This window comes from Pseudomonas reidholzensis, from assembly GCF_900536025.1.
In the GTDB taxonomy this organism is placed as follows: domain Bacteria; phylum Pseudomonadota; class Gammaproteobacteria; order Pseudomonadales; family Pseudomonadaceae; genus Aquipseudomonas; species Aquipseudomonas reidholzensis.
Window position 1 is genome coordinate 60,705 of sequence record NZ_UNOZ01000040.1, and the last position, 16,682, is coordinate 77,386.

Consider the following 16,682-nt stretch of genomic DNA (forward strand, 5'->3'; position numbering starts at 1 on the left):
AGGGGCTGCGTAAACCTCTGTGGGAGCGGGTTTACCCGCGAAGAGGCCGGGCCAGGCACCGCCAACCGCACAATGAAAAACGCCGTCTGAGAAGACGGCGTTTTCAGTTACACGGTGTGCAGGTACCAGTTGTACTCGAGGTCGGAGATCGAGTGTTCGAACTCCTCCAGCTCGCTTTCCTTGCACGCGACAAAGATGTCGATGTACTTCGGATCGATGTACTTGTTGAGGATCTCGCTGTCGTCCAGCTCGCGCAGTGCATCGCGCAGGTTGTTCGGCAGGCTTTGCTCCATCTGCTCGTAAGTGTTGCCTTCGATCGGGGCACCCGGCTCGATCTGGTTGGTCAGGCCGTGGTGAACACCGGCCAGCACCGCCGCCATCATCAGGTACGGGTTGGCGTCGGCACCCGCCACGCGGTGCTCCAGGCGTACGGCGTCCGGCGAACCGGTCGGTACACGCAAGGCCACGGTGCGGTTGTCCAGGCCCCAGCTCGGCGAGTTGGGCACGTAGAACTGAGCGCCAAAACGGCGGTACGAGTTGACGTTCGGGCAGAGGAACGCCATCGACGCGGGCAGGGTCTCGAGCACACCGCCGATCGCGTGACGTAGCGCGGCGTTCTGCTCGGGATCCTCGCTGGTGAAGATGTTGTTGCCATCTTTGTCCAGCACGGAAATGTGTACATGCAGGCCGTTGCCTGCCTGGCCCGGGTAGGGCTTGGCCATGAACGTGGTGTCCATTTCATGGTCGTAGGCGATGTTCTTGATCAACCGCTTGAGCAGCACGGCGTAGTCACACGCCTTGAGCGGGTCGGCGACGTGGTGCAGGTTGACTTCGAACTGCGCCGGGGCGCTTTCCTTGACGATGGCGTCTGCCGGGATGCCCTGTTCCTTGGCACCTTCGAGGATGTCCTGCAGGCAGTCGGCGTATTCGTCGAGGTCGTCGATCAGGTAGACCTGGGTCGATTGCGGACGTTTGCCGGAGATCGGCGAGCGCGGCGGCTGCGGACGGCCGTTCACGTTCTCCTGGTCGATCAGGTAGAACTCCAGCTCGAACGCGGCGCAGATGGTCAGGCCGAGGTCGTCGAACTTGCTCACCACCTGGCGCAGCACCTCGCGCGGATCGGCGAAGAACGGCTCGCCTTCGATCTCGTGCATGGTCATCAGCAGCTGGGCGGTCGGGCGCTTTTGCCAGGGCTCGTTGCAGAGGGTGTCGGGGATCGGATAGCAGATGCGGTCCGCATCGCCGATGTCCAGACCGAGGCCCGTGCTCTCAACGGTCGAGCCGTTGATGTCGAGGGCGAAGAGGGAGGCCGGCAGGTTGATGCCTTTCTCGTAAACCTTGTGGAGGCTGGTGCGCTCAATGCGCTTGCCGCGCACCACACCATTCATATCTGCAATCAGAAGGTCAACGTAGAGAACCTCAGGATGTTCCTTAAGGAACGCGTTCGCTTCGTTAAGCTGAACGGCACGCGGGGGTACCGACATGATGCAACACCTTTGTTGTTAAAAATATCAATCAAGGGGGGCTTGCAGTTCCAGTCAATCTGAAAGACATACTGAAGTCAAGCCAACCCCATGATGCCCTGAAATGGCACATCGACGGCCGATTTGCTGCATATCGGGGCGTGCCATTATCCGCTATTTTCCCGCGGAAGGGTGATCGGCGACGGGCTGTGTTTTATTTTTTACGGAGATGTTGTGTAAAAAAATGAACAAGGCTAAGCTCGGCCTCAACCCAGAACACAATAATACGAGGGTCACATGGTCCGCTTGCCGCGACCTGCAAGTGCTGCCTGCGCAGTGCCTTCAGGTACTCTTTCCGTTCGCCGCAGGGTCTTCGCACACAGCATCGCTGGCGTGGATGACCTGGCCGCAATAATTGACGGACGGCCCGGCCCATACGCCTCATGTAGCAGTTTACTGCACGCCTTTCGCTTCACCTGCCCTTCGAATGCTTCATGGTCACATGCCTTGCGTATGTTGCCAGCGACGTCCTGCGCCCGGGCTTTTGCACTGCGCGGTTTTGCATTGCCAGGCCACTCCATCCAGAATCAAAGCGCGGGTCTGCCGCGGCCCTTGCGGCCGGCCAGCCCTTGCCTTGATCGACGCCAGGCGTCAGCAGCGCCCGACTCATCCCAGCCGGGCCACCTTACCTCCTGAGGTATTTATGAGTAACAACCTCGACCAGCTCACCGATTGGTTGAAAGAGCACAAGATCACCGAAGTGGAATGCCTGATCAGCGACCTGACGGGCATCACCCGCGGCAAGATCTCGCCGACCAACAAGTTCATCGCCGAAAAGGGCATGCGCCTGCCGGAGAGCGTGCTGCTGCAGACCGTGACCGGCGACTACGTCGACGATGACATCTATTACGAACTGCTCGACCCGGCCGACATCGACATGATCTGCCGCCCCGACGAGAACGCGGTGTTTCTCGTGCCATGGGCCATCGAGCCAACCGCACAGGTGATCCACGACACCTACGACAAGAAGGGCAACCCGGTCGAACTGTCGCCGCGCAACGTCCTCAAGAAGGTCCTCAAACTCTACGCCGACAAAGGCTGGCAGCCGATCGTGGCGCCGGAGATGGAGTTTTACCTGACCAAGCGCAGCGAAGACCCGGACTTCCCGCTGCAGCCGCCGGTCGGCCGCTCGGGCCGCCCCGAGACCGGCCGTCAGTCGTTCTCGATCGAGGCCGCCAACGAATTCGACCCGCTGTTCGAAGACGTCTACGACTGGTGCGAACTGCAGCGTCTGGACCTCGACACGCTGATCCACGAAGACGGCACCGCGCAGATGGAGATCAACTTCCGTCATGGCGACGCGCTGCACCTGGCCGACCAGATCCTGGTGTTCAAGCGCACCATGCGCGAGGCGGCGCTCAAGCACAATGTCGCCGCCACGTTCATGGCCAAGCCGATGACCGGCGAGCCGGGCAGCGCCATGCACCTGCACCAGAGTGTGGTCGACGCGCGCACCGGCAAGAACATCTTCTCCAATGCCGACGGCAGCATGAGCGAGCTGTTCCTCAACCACATCGGCGGCCTGCAGAAGTACATTCCTTATGTACTGCCGCTGTTCGCACCGAACGTCAACTCGTTCCGCCGCTTCCTGCCCGACACCTCGGCGCCGGTCAACGTCGAGTGGGGCGAAGAGAATCGCACCGTCGGCCTGCGCGTACCGGATGCCGGGCCGCAGAACCGTCGCGTCGAGAACCGCCTGCCGGGCGCCGACGCCAACCCTTACCTGGCGATCGCCGCGAGCCTGCTGTGCGGCTATATCGGCATGGTCGAGTGCATCAACCCCAGTGCGCCGGTCCAGGGCCGCGGCTACGAGCGACGCAACCTGCGCCTGCCGCTGACCCTTGAAGACGCCCTCGAGCGGATGGAAAACTGCCAGGACCTCGAGCAGTACCTGGGCAAGAAATTCATCGCCGGCTACGTCGCCACCAAACGCGCCGAGCATGAAAACTTCAAACGGGTAATCAGTTCCTGGGAGCGTGAGTTCCTGCTGTTTGCCGTCTGAATAAACCCTGGGCCCGCAGGAGCGCGGCTGTCGGATAACGGAGAAGCACATGAGCGTCAACAACCCGCAAACCCGTGAATGGCAAACCCTGAGCGGTGAGCACCACCTGGCACCTTTCAGCGACTACAAGCAGCTGAAAGAGAAGGGCCCGCGCATCATCACCAAGGCCCAGGGCGTGCATTTGTGGGACAGCGAGGGGCACAAGATCCTCGACGGCATGGCGGGCTTGTGGTGCGTGGCGGTCGGTTATGGCCGTGAAGAGCTGGTGCAGGCGGCCGAGAAGCAGATGCGCGAGCTGCCGTACTACAACCTGTTCTTCCAGACCGCCCACCCGCCCGCGTTGGAGCTGGCCAAGGCGATCACCGACGTCGCGCCCACCGGCATGAGCCATGTGTTCTTCACCGGCTCCGGCTCCGAGGGCAACGACACCGTGCTGCGCATGGTCCGCCACTACTGGGCGCTCAAGGGCAAACCGCACAAACAGACGATCATCGGCCGGGTCAACGGTTACCACGGCTCCACCGTGGCGGGCGCGAGCCTGGGCGGCATGAGCGGCATGCACGAGCAGGGCGGCTTGCCGATCCCCGGCATCGTGCACATCCCGCAGCCGTACTGGTTCGGTGAAGGCGGCGAGATGAGCCCGGACGACTTCGGCGTGTGGGCGGCCGAGCAGCTTGAGAAGAAGATTCTCGAGGTCGGCGAAGACAACGTCGCTGCGTTCATTGCCGAGCCGATCCAGGGCGCGGGCGGGGTGATCATCCCGCCGGACAGCTACTGGCCGAAGATCAAGGAGATCCTTGCCAAGTACGACATCCTGTTCGTCGCCGACGAAGTGATCTGCGGTTTCGGCCGTACCGGCGAGTGGTTCGGCTCCGACTACTACGACCTCAAGCCCGACCTGATGACCATCGCCAAGGGCCTTACCTCCGGTTACATCCCCATGGGCGGTGTGATCGTGCGTGACAGCGTGGCCAAGGTGATCAGCGAAGGCGGCGACTTCAACCACGGCTTCACCTACTCCGGCCACCCGGTGGCGGCGGCGGTCGGCCTTGAAAACCTGCGTCTGCTGCGTGATGAAAAGATTGTCGAGCGCGCCAGGACAGAAGCGGCACCGTATTTGCAAAAGCGTCTACGTGAGCTGCAGGACCACCCATTGGTGGGCGAAGTGCGCGGCCTGGGCCTGCTCGGCGCGATCGAGCTGGTCAAGGACAAGGCCACCCGCAGCCGTTATGAAGGCAAGGGCGTGGGCATGATCTGCCGCAACTTCTGCTTCGACAACGGCCTGATCATGCGGGCAGTCGGCGACACCATGATCATCGCGCCGCCGCTGGTGATCACGCATGCAGAGATCGACGAGTTGGTGGAAAAGGCGCGCAAGTGCTTGGACCTGACCTACGAAGCGATTCAATGACCGCCTGCTAGGCTAGCGTTGTGACATTAAGCGGTTACACGGCGCGGGTTTCCTTGAAACAGCGCCGTGTAACTTGCCAGACTAGCGACTGTTTCAGTCGCCCAGCGCTTGCACCATGGGACCTGGCTGCTGAACGGAAGGCTTGATAATAAATTCTGGAGCATTACGCATGATGAAAATGGGCAAGACGTTGCTGGCCGCCGCCCTGATGGGCGCCATGGCCGGTGCTGTTCACGCTGACGACAAGGTGCTGCACGTCTACAACTGGTCGGACTACATTGCCCCGGACACCGTGGCCAAGTTCGAAAAGCAGACCGGCATCAAAGTGGTCTACGACGTTTTCGACAGCAACGAAACCCTGGAAGCCAAGCTGCTGGCCGGCAAGTCGGGCTATGACATCGTCGTGCCGTCGAACAACTTCCTGGCCAAGCAGATCAAGGCCGGCGTCTACCAGGAACTGGACCGCTCCAAGCTGCCCAACTGGAAGAACCTCGACGAAGACCTGCTCAAGGCCGTCGGCGACGCCAGTGACCAGGGCAACAAGCACGCCTTCCCGTACATGTGGGGCTCCATCGGCATCGGCTACAACCCGGAGAAGGTCAAGGCGGCGCTGGGCGTCGACAAGATCGACTCGTGGGACGTGGTGTTCAAGCCTGAGAACATCGCCAAGCTCAAGAGCTGCGGCGTGAGCTTCCTCGACGCCCCGACCGAAATGATTCCGGCCGCCTTGCACTACCTGGGCAAGCCGACCAACAGCAAGAGCAAAGAAGACCTGAAGGCCGCCGAGGACCTGTTCCTGAGCATTCGTCCTTCGGTGGGCTACTTCCACTCCTCCAAGTACATCTCGGACCTGGCCAACGGCAACATCTGCGTCGCCGTCGGTTACTCGGGTGACCTGGAGCAGTCCAAGGCCCGTGCCCACGAGGCCGGTGACAAGGTCAAGCTGGCCTACACCATCCCCAAAGAAGGCGCCGGTACCTTCTACGACATGGTCGCCATCCCCAAGGATGCCACCAACCTCGACGCCGCCTACCAGTTCATGAACTACCTGCTGCAGCCGGAAGTGATGGCTGAGATCACCAACGCCGTGCGCTTCCCGAACGGCAACAAGGCGGCCACGCCGCTGGTGGACAAAGACATCACCGGCGACCCGAGCATCTACCCCTCGGATGCCGTGAAGAAGCAGCTGTACGCGATCAGCGATCTCGACGCCGCCACCCTGCGTCTGATCACCCGCAGCTGGACGAAAATCAAGTCGGGCAAGTAAGCCTGTTCTGAAGCGCTCTGGGTCGGGGTTCTCCGGCCCAGTAGCGGGATACGGCAAATAAGTTTGCGGCATCGCGGCTGCAACGGTAAGTTGCGCGCCGGTTTTACGTGTACGGCAGGCCCTGTGGCCTGTTTCCGTCACCGAATGCACTGATTGTGAGGACCACCCACTTGTCTATTTCTGTAATTCGCAAGGCCGTGATGGCTGCAGCGGGCCTGACGCTGGCATGCAGCGTCCAAGCGGCGCCAACGGTGCATGTCTATAACTGGTCGGACTATATCGGCCCGACCACCCTCGCGGATTTCGAGAAAGACACCGGGATCAAGCCGGTGCAGGACGTCTTCGACTCCAACGAGACCCTGGAAGGCAAGCTGCTGGCCGGGCGCACCGGCTATGACGTGGTGGTGCCGTCCAACCATTTCCTCGGCAAGCAGATCAAGGCGGGCGCGTTCCAGAAGCTCGACAAGGCGCTGCTGCCGAATTATTCCAACCTCGATCCGGCGCTGATGAAGCGCCTCGAGAAGAACGACCCGGGCAATCTGTACGCCGTGCCTTACCTGTGGGGCACCAATGGCATCGGCTACAACGTCGACAAGGTCAAGGCGGTGCTGGGCGTGGACACCATCGATTCGTGGGCGATGCTGTTCGAACCCGAGAACATGAAGAAGCTCTCCCAGTGCGGTGTGGCCTTCCTCGACTCGGCCGACGAGATGCTCCCGGCGGTGCTCAACTACATGGGCCTGAACCCCAACAGCAGCGACCCCAAGGACTACGCCAAGGCTGAAGCGAAGCTGCTGGCCGTGCGTCCCTACGTGACCTACTTCCATTCCTCGAAGTACATCACCGACCTGGCCAATGGCGACATCTGCGTCGCTGCCGGGTTCTCCGGGGACATCTTCCAGGCCAAGGCCCGCGCTGAAGAAGCGAAGAAGGGCGTCAACCTGGCCTACGCCATTCCCAAGGAAGGCGGCAACCTCTGGTTCGATGTGCTGGCGATCCCTGCCGACGCCAAGAACGTCAAAGAGGCGCACGCCTTCATCAACTATTTGCTGAAACCTGAGGTTATCGCCCAGGTCAGTGATTACGTCGGTTACGCCAACCCGAACCCCAAGGCTGGCGACCTGATGGACCAGGCCGTGAGGACTGACGCCGCGGTTTACCCACCGCAGGAAGTGCTGGACAAGATGTTCGTCAACAGTGAGTTGCCGCCCAAGGTGCAACGTTTGATGACCCGCAGCTGGACCAAGGTCAAGTCGGGCAAGTAATCATCCAGACCCGCACTGCACGTGCGGGCTTAAAAATCTTGTTGGGAGTTTCACTCATGGCAGTTGCCTCCGGTGCCTATAAGAAAGCCCTCGAGGGTGGCCAGCAACCCAAGCAGGTGTTGGTCAAGATCGACCGGGTCACGAAGAAGTTCGACGAAACCATCGCCGTGGACGATGTGTCCCTGGAAATCCGCAAAGGCGAAATCTTTGCCCTGCTGGGGGGTTCCGGTTCCGGTAAATCGACCTTGCTGCGCATGCTCGCGGGCTTCGAGCGTCCGACCGAAGGGCGGATTTTCCTCGATGGCGTCGACATCACCGACATGCCGCCGTACGAGCGGCCGATCAACATGATGTTCCAGTCCTATGCACTGTTCCCGCACATGACCGTGGCGCAGAACATCGCCTTCGGCCTGCAGCAGGACAAGATGGCCAAGGCCGAGATCGAGGCCCGCGTGGCCGAGATGCTCAAGCTGGTGCACATGACCCAGTACGCCAAGCGCAAGCCGCACCAGTTGTCCGGTGGCCAGCGCCAGCGGGTGGCCCTGGCGCGCTCGCTGGCCAAGCGGCCGAAGCTGTTGCTGCTCGACGAGCCGATGGGCGCGCTGGACAAGAAACTGCGTTCGCAGATGCAGTTGGAGCTGGTCGAGATCATCGAGCGCGTCGGCGTGACCTGCGTGATGGTCACCCACGACCAGGAAGAGGCCATGACCATGGCCCAGCGCATCGCCATCATGCACCTGGGCTGGATCGCCCAGATCGGCTCGCCGATCGACATCTACGAGACCCCGACCAGCCGCCTGGTCTGCGAGTTCATCGGCAACGTCAACCTGTTCGAGGGTCAGGTCGTCGATGACGCCGAAGGCCACGCGCTGATCGCAAGCCCCGAGCTTGAGCGCAACATCTATGTCGGCCACGGTGTCAGCACCTCGGTCGAGGACAAGAGCATTCTCTATGCACTGCGCCCGGAGAAGATGCTGGTGACCACCCAGCAGCCGACCTGCGAGCACAACTGGTCGCGCGGCAAGGTGCACGACATCGCCTACCTGGGCGGCCACTCGGTGTTCTACGTCGAGCTGCCGAGCGGCAAGGTCGTGCAGTCGTTCGTGGCCAACGCCGAGCGCCAGGGCACCCGTCCGACCTGGGGCGATGAAGTGTTCGTGTGGTGGGAAGACGACAGCGGCGTGGTACTGCGCTCATGAAAATCCGCAAGCTCAAGCGAGCCTTCCAACGGCTGGTCCCGGAGGGGCGGCACCTGGTGATCGGCGTGCCGTTCATCTGGCTGTTCCTGTTCTTCATGCTGCCGTTCTTCATCGTCCTGAAGATCAGCTTTGCCGAAGCCGACGTGGCGATCCCGCCGTACACCGAGATCTACAGCTACGTCGAAGACAAGATCCAACTGGTGCTCAACCTGGCCAACTACGGCCTGTTGACCGAGGATGAGCTGTACATCTCGGCCTACCTCGGCTCGTTGAAGATGGCCTTCGTCAGCACCCTGCTGTGCTTGCTGATCGGCTACCCGATGGCCTACGCCATCGCCAACGCCCGCAAGGAAAGCCAGACCGTGCTGTTGCTGCTGATCATGATGCCGACCTGGACGGCGATCCTGATCCGCGTGTATGCCTGGATGGGCATCCTCAGCAACAACGGGCTGCTCAACAGCTTCCTGTTGTGGATCGGCCTGATCGACCAGCCGTTGCAGATCCTCAATACCAACCTGGCGGTGTACATCGGTGTGGTCTATTCGTACCTGCCGTTCATGATCCTGCCGCTTTACGCCAACCTCGTGAAGCACGACCAGAGCTTGCTGGAAGCCGCCTCGGACCTGGGTTCGAGCACCTTCAACAGCTTCTGGAAGATCACCGTGCCGCTGTCGAAAAACGGCATCATCGCCGGCTGCATGCTGGTGTTCATTCCGGTGGTGGGTGAGTTCGTCATCCCTGAGCTGCTCGGCGGCCCGGAAACCCTGATGATCGGTAAAGTGCTCTGGCAGGAATTCTTCAACAACCGTGACTGGCCGGTAGCCTCGGCGCTGGCGGTAGTGATGCTGGCGATCCTGATCGTGCCCATCCTGCTGTTCAACCGCAGCCAGGCCAAAGAAATGGAGGGCAGGGCATGAAGCGTTTCAGTTTCTCCAAGCTGATGCTGGTGCTCGGCTTGCTGTTCATCTACCTGCCGATGCTGATCCTGGTGATCTACTCGTTCAACGCCTCCAAGCTGGTGACGGTCTGGGGTGGCTGGTCGTTCAAGTGGTACGCCGGCCTGCTCGACAACTCGCAGTTGATGGGTTCGGTGATGCGCTCGCTGGAGATCGCCTGCTACACGGCGGTCGCCGCAGTGGCGCTGGGTACCCTGGCGGCGTTCGTGCTGACCCGGGTCACCCGCTTCAAGGGCCGCACGCTGTTCGGTGGCCTGGTCACCGCACCGCTGGTGATGCCCGAGGTGATCACCGGTCTGTCGCTGTTGCTGCTGTTCGTGGCCATGGCGCAGATGATCGGCTGGCCGCAGGAGCGTGGCATCGTCACCATCTGGATCGCCCACACGACGTTCTGTGCGGCGTATGTGGCGGTGGTGGTGTCGGCGCGCTTGCGTGAGCTGGACCTGTCGATCGAGGAAGCGGCGATGGACCTGGGTGCCAAGCCGTGGAAGGTGTTCTTCCTGATCACCATCCCGATGATCGCGCCGTCGTTGGCGGCGGGCGGCATGATGTCGTTTGCCTTGTCGCTGGACGACCTGGTATTGGCCAGCTTCGTCTCCGGGCCGGGGTCGACGACCTTGCCGATGGAAGTGTTCTCGGCGGTGCGTCTGGGTGTGAAGCCTGAGATCAACGCCGTGGCCAGCCTGATTCTGTTGTCGGTGTCGTTGGTGACCTTCATGGTCTGGTACTTCAGCCGCCGTGCCGAAGAGCATCGCCGCAAGGCGATCCAGCAGGCCATCGAAGAGGGTGCTGCAGCGAACGTCGGGTCGCCGCAGGTCCGGCGCCCAGCCCAGGCTGCTGCGTCCGTCTGATACCCTTGGGGCCGCTCCGCGGCCCTTCGCGGGTAAACCCGCTCCCACAGGGGGCGGGTTTGCCTGATGGTCTGGGCTGGACCAGGCTTGCGCCACATACAGCTCAATTCTCACGGGGGGTGCCGGGTCCTGTGGGAGCGGGTTTACCCGCGAATGCCTCACCGCCAATTCAAAGCCAGACAGCATCCCAGTGCGGATAAAACCGGATGCTGGTGACTAGTCGTGCCCTTATTGGGTTAGCAACGATGTACCTGGCTACATAGCGAATATTTTCTTCTTTACGCAGTGCTCGATCCTGATATCCGGGTTGCCATATCGGTTCATGGCGAACACCCGCCTTGTGCAAGGCACGACTGGAACGCGACTTGAATCGTCGCATCAATGTGCCGAGCGTCACGGACTTCAACTCGATCAACCAGTGCACATGGTCTGGCATTACTACCCAGGCTAACGATTGGCAGTCTTGCTCTTGATCGGAAAGGCGCAGTTGGTGCACTACTTGCCGGGCATTCTGGAAGTTGCTGAACAGCGGCTTTCGTTGGTGGGTGGCAGTGGTTAGCAAGTAGAGCCTGCCTGGTTCGGAAAAGCGCCCACGGCGAAGCAGAAAGGATTGGGCCAGAGACATTGTGATCGTCCTTGAATTTGAAGTTCTCCCTGAAAGTAGTAGGTGGATCGCATCCGCGGGCGGCTGATGGTTTCTGGATATGGCAAAGGCTCTGCTCTGAAGCTACCGGCCTCTTCGCGGGTAAACTCACACAGGGCACGTGGGAGCGGGTTTACCCGCGAAGAGGCCCGATCAATCGACAAATCACTTCAACTGACCCCCATCAGTGTCCTTTTCTGAACCCTGATCTACGCTAACAGTCGCATCCCTCGAACCATTTGCGCGCAAGCAAGGAGCCCGCATGACGTTGAGGCGTCTACTGTCGGTCGTTTGCCTGGGGTTGCTGTTCATGTTGTCGGGGTGCGAGCAGGAAGTCTCGAGCCCGGAACTGCCCCGCGTCGGCGTACTGCAAGTCGAACCCACCGATTTCGCCGCCAAGGTCACCCTGACCGGCGACGTGCAGGCGCGTGTGCAGACTGACCTGTCGTTCCGCGTCGGCGGCAAGATCATTTCGCGCAGCGTCGATGTCGGTGACCACGTCAAGGCCAACCAGGTGCTCGCCCGGCTCGACCCCAAGGACCTGCAGAACAACGTCGATACCGCCAAGGCCGAGGTGTTCGCCGAACAGGCACGGGTCACCCAGACCAGCGCGGCGTTCGTCCGCCAGCAAAAACTGTTGCCCAAGGGCTACACCAGCCAGAGCGAATACGATGCTGCCCAGGCCGCCCTGCGCGGCAGCCAGAGCGCGCTGAAGGCGGCCCAGGCACAGCTGGCCAACGCCAAGGAACAGCTCGGCTACACCGCACTGGTGTCCGAGGCCGATGGGGTGATCACCGCGCGCCAGGCCGAGGTCGGCCAAGTAGTGCAGGCCACCATGCCGATCTTCAGCCTGGCCGTCGATGGCGACCGCGATGCGGTGTTCAACGTCTACGAATCGCTGCTGATCGCACCCCCCAGCGACGAGGGGGTGATCGTCAGCCTGCTCGATGATCCCAAGGTCAAGGCCGAGGGCAAGGTGCGAGAAATCACCCCGACGGTCTCCGCCGAAAGCGGCACGGTGCAGGTCAAGGTCGCGCTGCACAACGTGCCGGCCGGCATGCAGCTGGGCTCGCCGGTCACCGCCACCGGCCGTACCCAGGGCCGGGCGAGCATCGAACTGCCGTGGTCGGCACTGACCAAGGCGCTCAAGGAGCCCGCCGTGTGGGTGGTGGGCGAGGGCGACAAGGTCGAACTGCGCAAGGTCCAGGTCGGGCGCTACCTGACAGGCAAGGTGGTCATCGCCGACGGCATCAAGGGCGGCGAAACCGTGGTGGTCAGCGGCGCACAGCTGCTGCACCCCGGTATGCAGGTGAAAAAGGTCGACGCCAAGGATGGAGGTGCCGCGCCATGAACCGCCTGTTTCCGATGCTCTGCACCTGCGTGCTGTTGGCCGCCTGTGGCAATGACGAGAAAAAGCCCGAGCCTATTCGCCCGGTACTCTCGACCCTGGTAGAGCCGCAGGTGCAGGCCCAGCTGGGGCGCTTCGCCGGCAGTATCCAGGCGCGCTTCGAGAGTACCCTGGGCTTTCGTGTGTCCGGGCGCATCGCTCGCCGCTGGCTGGACGTCGGTGCCCGGGTCAACCCGGGCGACACCCTGGCCACCCTCGACCCGACCGACCAGCAGAACCAGCTGCGCGCCGCCGAGGGCGACCTGGCGCGGGTCCAGGCGCAATGGATCAACGCCCAGGCCAATGCCCGCCGCCAGCAACAGCTGTACGACCGGGGTGTTGGCGCCCAGGCGCAACTGGACATCGCCCTGACCGACCTGAAAACCACCGGTGCTTCGCTCGAACAGGCACGTTCGGCGGTCAGCCAGGCCCGCGACCAACTCGACTACAGCACCCTGCGCAGCGATCACGCGGCGGTGGTCACCGCCTGGCGTGCCGAGGCCGGGCAGACCGTCAGTGCCGGCCAGGAGGTGGTCACCCTGGCGCGTCCGGACATCAAGGAAGCCGTGATCGACCTGCCGATCCAGCTCGCCGAGCAACTGAACAAGGACCTCACCTTCACCGTCGCCTCCCAGCTCGACCCGAGCATCAACACCACCGCCACCCTGCGCGAACTGGAACCCCAGGCCGACGCCACCACCCGCACCCGCCGCGCCCGGCTGACGTTGGCCCATACCCCCGACGCGTTCCACCTGGGCACTGCGATCAGCGTCACCCTGACCTCGATGGTCAGCCCGCGCAGCGAGCTGCCGCGCACCGCCCTGCTCGAGCGCGATGGCAAGACCCAGGTGTGGGTGGTCGACCCGCAGCAAAAGACCGTCACCGCACGTGATGTCACCCTGATCGAACGCACCGACAACAGCATCGTTCTGGCGTCTGGCGTGCAGCCCGGCGAGCGCGTGGTCACCGCCGGGGTCAACAGCCTCAAGCCCGGCCAGCAGGTCACATTCGACGAGGAAGCACCATGAAAGGAAGCTTCAACCTGTCCGAATGGGCGCTCAAGCACCAGTCCTTTGTCTGGTACCTGATGTTCGTCGGCCTGCTGATGGGGGTGTTCTCGTATTTCAACCTGGGCCGCGAGGAAGACCCGTCGTTCACCATCAAGACCATGGTCATCCAGAGCCGCTGGCCCGGCGCGACCCAGGACGAAACGCTCTACCAGGTCACCGACCGCATCGAGAAGAAGCTCGAGGAGCTTGATTCGCTCGACTACGTGAAGAGCTACACCCGCCCCGGCGAGTCGACCGTCTACGTGTACCTGCGCGACACCACCAAGGCGGGCGACATCCCGCAGATCTGGTACCAGGTGCGCAAGAAGATCGACGACATTCGTGGCCAGTTTCCCCAGGGCATCCAGGGCCCGGCGTTCAACGATGAGTTCGGCGACGTGTTCGGCTCGATCTATGCCTTCACCGCCGACGGCCTCACCTTGCGCCAGTTGCGTGACTACGTCGAGCAGGCCCGCGCCGAGGTCCGCGAAGTGCCGAACATCGGCAAGATCGAGCTGGTCGGCACCCAGAACGAAGTGCTCTACCTGAATTTCTCGACGCGCAAGCTGGCCGCCCTGGGGATTGATCAACGCCAGGTCATGCAAGCCCTGCAAGCACAGAACACGGTGACCCCGGCCGGGGTGATCGAAGCCGGGCCGGAGCGTATCTCGGTGCGCACCACCGGCCAGTTCGCCTCGGAAAAAGACCTGGAAGGCGTCAACCTGCGGATCAACGACCGCTTCTTCCGCCTCGCTGACATCGCCGACATCGAGCGCGGCTACAGCGACCCACCGGCACCTATGTTCCGCTACAACGGCCAGACCGCCATCGGCCTGGCCATCGGCATGAAGGCCGGTGGCAACATCCAGGTGTTCGGTGAGGCGCTGAAGCAGAAGATGGACAGCGTCGTCAGCGACCTGCCGGTGGGCGTTGGCGTGCACACCGTGTCGGACCAGGCAGTGGTGGTCAAGCAGGCCGTCGGCGGCTTTACCAGCGCGTTGTTCGAAGCCGTGGTGATCGTTCTGGCGGTGAGTTTCGTCAGCCTCGGCGTGCGCGCCGGGCTGGTGGTGGCGTGTTCGATTCCGCTGGTGCTGGCCATGGTCTTCGTGTTCATGGAATACAGCGGCATCACCATGCAGCGGATCTCGCTCGGGGCGCTGATCATCGCCCTGGGCCTGCTGGTCGACGATGCGATGATCACCGTCGAGGTAATGGTCACGCGCCTGGAAATGGGCGAGAGCAAGGAGGATGCGGCGACCTTCGCCTACACCTCGACCGCCTTCCCGATGCTCACCGGTACCCTGGTGACAGTGGCCGGCTTCGTGCCGATCGGGCTCAACGCCAGCTCGGCGGGTGAATACACCTACACCTTGTTCGCGGTGATCGCCGTGGCGCTTATCGTGTCGTGGGTGGTGGCGGTGTTCTTCGCCCCGGTGCTGGGCGTGCATATCCTCAAGAGTGACAAGCTCAAGTCCCATGATGCCGAGCCAGGTCGCGTCGGGCGGGCGTTCGAGGGCGGGCTGGTGTGGTGCATGCGCCATCGCTGGCTGACCATCATCGGCACCGTGCTGCTGTTCGCCCTGGCGATTTTCAGCATGCGCTTCGTACAGAACCAGTTCTTCCCGTCGTCGGACCGGCCGGAGATCCTGGTCGACCTCAACCTGCCGCAGAACGCCTCGATCGAAGAGACCCGCAAGGTGGTCGATCGCCTCGAGGCGAAGATCAAGGACGACCCCGACCTGGTGCGCTGGAGCACCTACATTGGCCAGGGCGCGATTCGCTTCTACCTGCCCCTCGACCAGCAACTGCAGAACCCCTACTACGCCCAGCTGGTGATCGTCAGCAAGGGCCTGGAAGAGCGCCAGGGCATGATCGAGCGCCTGCAGAAACTCCTGCGCGAAGACTTCGTCGGCATCGGCACAAACGTCCAGTCGCTGGAAATGGGCCCGCCGGTCGGTCGGCCGATCCAGTACCGTGTCAGCGGCAAGGACATCGACCAGGTGCGCAAGCACGCCATCGAACTGGCGACGCTGCTCGACAACAATCCGCACATCGGCGAGATGATCTACGACTGGAACGAGCCGGGTAAGGTCGTGCGGGTCGAGATTGCCCAGGACAAGGCGCGCCAGCTGGGCCTGTCGTCCGAAGACGTGGCCAACGTGATGAACAGCATCGTCAGCGGCGTGCCAGTCACCCAGGTCAACGACAGTATCTACCTGATCGACGTGATCGCCCGCGCCGAGGACAGCGAGCGCGGCTCGCCGGACACCTTGCAGAACCTGCAGATCCTCACCCCCAGCGGCACCTCGATCCCGCTGTTGGCCTTCGCCACGGTGCGCTATGAGCTCGAGCAGCCGCTGGTCTGGCGGCGTGATCGCAAGCCGACCATCACCATCAAGGCCTCGGTCAACGGCGAGATCCAGCCGACCGACCTGGTGGCCCAGCTCAAGCCGGACATCGACGCCTTTGCCAGCAAGCTGCCGGTCGGCTACGGCGTCGCCACCGGCGGTACCGTGGAGGAGAGCAGCAAGGCCCAGGGGCCGATCGCCAAGGTCATCCCGCTGATGCTGTTCCTCATGGCGACCTTCCTGATGATCCAGCTGCACAGCGTGCAGAAGCTGTTTCTGGTGGTCAGCGTGGCGCCGCTGGGGCTGATTGGCGTGGTCGTGGCGCTGGTGCCGACGGGGACGCCGATGGGCTTCGTGGCGATCCTGGGGATTCTTGCCCTGGCCGGGATCATCATCCGCAACTCGGTGATCCTGGTCACCCAGATCGACGAGTTCGAGGCCCAGGGCTACACGCCGTGGGACGCGGTGATGGAGGCGACCAACCATCGTCGGCGGCCGATACTGCTGACCGCGGCGGCGGCCAGCCTGGGCATGATCCCCATCGCCCGGGAAGTGTTCTGGGGGCCGATGGCCTACGCGATGATCGGCGGCATCATCAGCGCAACGCTGCTGACCCTGCTGTTTCTGCCGGCGCTGTACGTCGCCTGGTACAAGATCCGCGAGCCAGAAAAACAACCGAGCTGACCGTCCGGAACCCTGCAGGCGTGGGCAAGCCCCTGTCTGCGGGGTCGGTGCGACCCACTCAGCACTGTTGGTTATATAAACATTCTTAAACAGTATT

General features: G+C 62.4%; 12 protein-coding genes. 10 read left to right on the top strand and 2 right to left on the bottom strand.

The window, feature by feature from the left end; translation table 11 throughout:
• Nucleotides 1-107: 107 nt before the first annotated feature.
• Nucleotides 108-1,484: a glutamine synthetase family protein gene (locus tag CCOS865_RS27750; RefSeq protein ID WP_119146968.1), complete on the bottom strand. Its 1,377-nt coding sequence runs from the start codon at nucleotides 1,482-1,484 to the stop codon at nucleotides 108-110.
• A gap of 682 nt (nucleotides 1,485-2,166) precedes the next feature.
• On the opposite strand from CCOS865_RS27750, the gene CCOS865_RS27755 reads away from it, so the two are divergent.
• The 7 genes from CCOS865_RS27755 to CCOS865_RS27785 all read left to right on the top strand — a co-directional run bounded on the left by CCOS865_RS27755 (nucleotide 2,167) and on the right by CCOS865_RS27785 (nucleotide 10,474).
• A complete protein-coding gene (locus tag CCOS865_RS27755) occupies nucleotides 2,167-3,525 on the top strand; it encodes a glutamine synthetase family protein (protein ID WP_119146970.1) in 1,359 nt (452 codons plus the stop codon).
• A 49-nt stretch (nucleotides 3,526-3,574) separates the two neighbouring features.
• Nucleotides 3,575-4,936, top strand: a complete 1,362-nt coding sequence (locus tag CCOS865_RS27760) for an aspartate aminotransferase family protein (RefSeq protein WP_119146972.1) — start codon at nucleotides 3,575-3,577, stop codon at nucleotides 4,934-4,936.
• 169 nt (nucleotides 4,937-5,105) lie between these two features.
• Nucleotides 5,106-6,203, top strand: a complete 1,098-nt coding sequence (locus tag CCOS865_RS27765) for a polyamine ABC transporter substrate-binding protein (RefSeq protein ID WP_119146974.1) — start codon at nucleotides 5,106-5,108, stop codon at nucleotides 6,201-6,203.
• Nucleotides 6,204-6,373: 170 nt separating this feature from the next.
• Complete coding sequence (locus tag CCOS865_RS27770) at nucleotides 6,374-7,468, top strand: polyamine ABC transporter substrate-binding protein (protein WP_119146976.1); 1,095 nt, start codon at nucleotides 6,374-6,376, stop codon at nucleotides 7,466-7,468.
• Nucleotides 7,469-7,524: 56 nt separating this feature from the next.
• On the top strand, nucleotides 7,525-8,667 hold the full coding sequence (gene potA, locus CCOS865_RS27775; protein ID WP_119146978.1) for a polyamine ABC transporter ATP-binding protein: 1,143 nt from the start codon (nucleotides 7,525-7,527) through the stop codon (nucleotides 8,665-8,667).
• Nucleotides 8,664-9,584: an ABC transporter permease subunit gene (locus CCOS865_RS27780; protein WP_119146980.1), complete on the top strand. Its 921-nt coding sequence runs from the start codon at nucleotides 8,664-8,666 to the stop codon at nucleotides 9,582-9,584. The genes potA and CCOS865_RS27780 overlap by 4 nt, the downstream gene beginning before the upstream one ends.
• The gene (locus tag CCOS865_RS27785) at nucleotides 9,581-10,474 is read left to right on the top strand and encodes an ABC transporter permease subunit (protein ID WP_119146982.1); all 894 of its coding nucleotides are present in this window, start codon (nucleotides 9,581-9,583) and stop codon (nucleotides 10,472-10,474) included. Before CCOS865_RS27780 ends, CCOS865_RS27785 begins: the two co-directional genes overlap by 4 nt.
• Nucleotides 10,475-10,643: 169 nt before the next feature.
• Here the strand turns inward: CCOS865_RS27785 and CCOS865_RS27790 are convergent, their stop codons facing one another.
• Nucleotides 10,644-11,099 carry an REP-associated tyrosine transposase gene (locus CCOS865_RS27790; protein ID WP_119146984.1) on the bottom strand — a complete coding sequence of 152 codons (456 nt, stop codon included), beginning with the start codon at nucleotides 11,097-11,099 and terminating at the stop codon, nucleotides 10,644-10,646.
• A 280-nt stretch (nucleotides 11,100-11,379) separates the two neighbouring features.
• On the opposite strand from CCOS865_RS27790, the gene CCOS865_RS27795 reads away from it, so the two are divergent.
• From CCOS865_RS27795 to CCOS865_RS27805, 3 genes are read left to right on the top strand one after another with little or no spacing between them, the layout of a single operon-like run.
• Nucleotides 11,380-12,468 (top strand): efflux RND transporter periplasmic adaptor subunit, encoded by a 1,089-nt coding sequence (locus tag CCOS865_RS27795; RefSeq protein WP_119146986.1) that lies wholly within the window; start codon nucleotides 11,380-11,382, stop codon nucleotides 12,466-12,468.
• Nucleotides 12,465-13,532, top strand: a complete 1,068-nt coding sequence (locus CCOS865_RS27800; protein ID WP_119146988.1) for an efflux RND transporter periplasmic adaptor subunit — start codon at nucleotides 12,465-12,467, stop codon at nucleotides 13,530-13,532. The genes CCOS865_RS27795 and CCOS865_RS27800 overlap by 4 nt, the downstream gene beginning before the upstream one ends.
• Nucleotides 13,529-16,585 (top strand): efflux RND transporter permease subunit, encoded by a 3,057-nt coding sequence (locus CCOS865_RS27805; RefSeq protein ID WP_119146989.1) that lies wholly within the window; start codon nucleotides 13,529-13,531, stop codon nucleotides 16,583-16,585. Before CCOS865_RS27800 ends, CCOS865_RS27805 begins: the two co-directional genes overlap by 4 nt.
• Nucleotides 16,586-16,682: the final 97 nt, after the last annotated feature.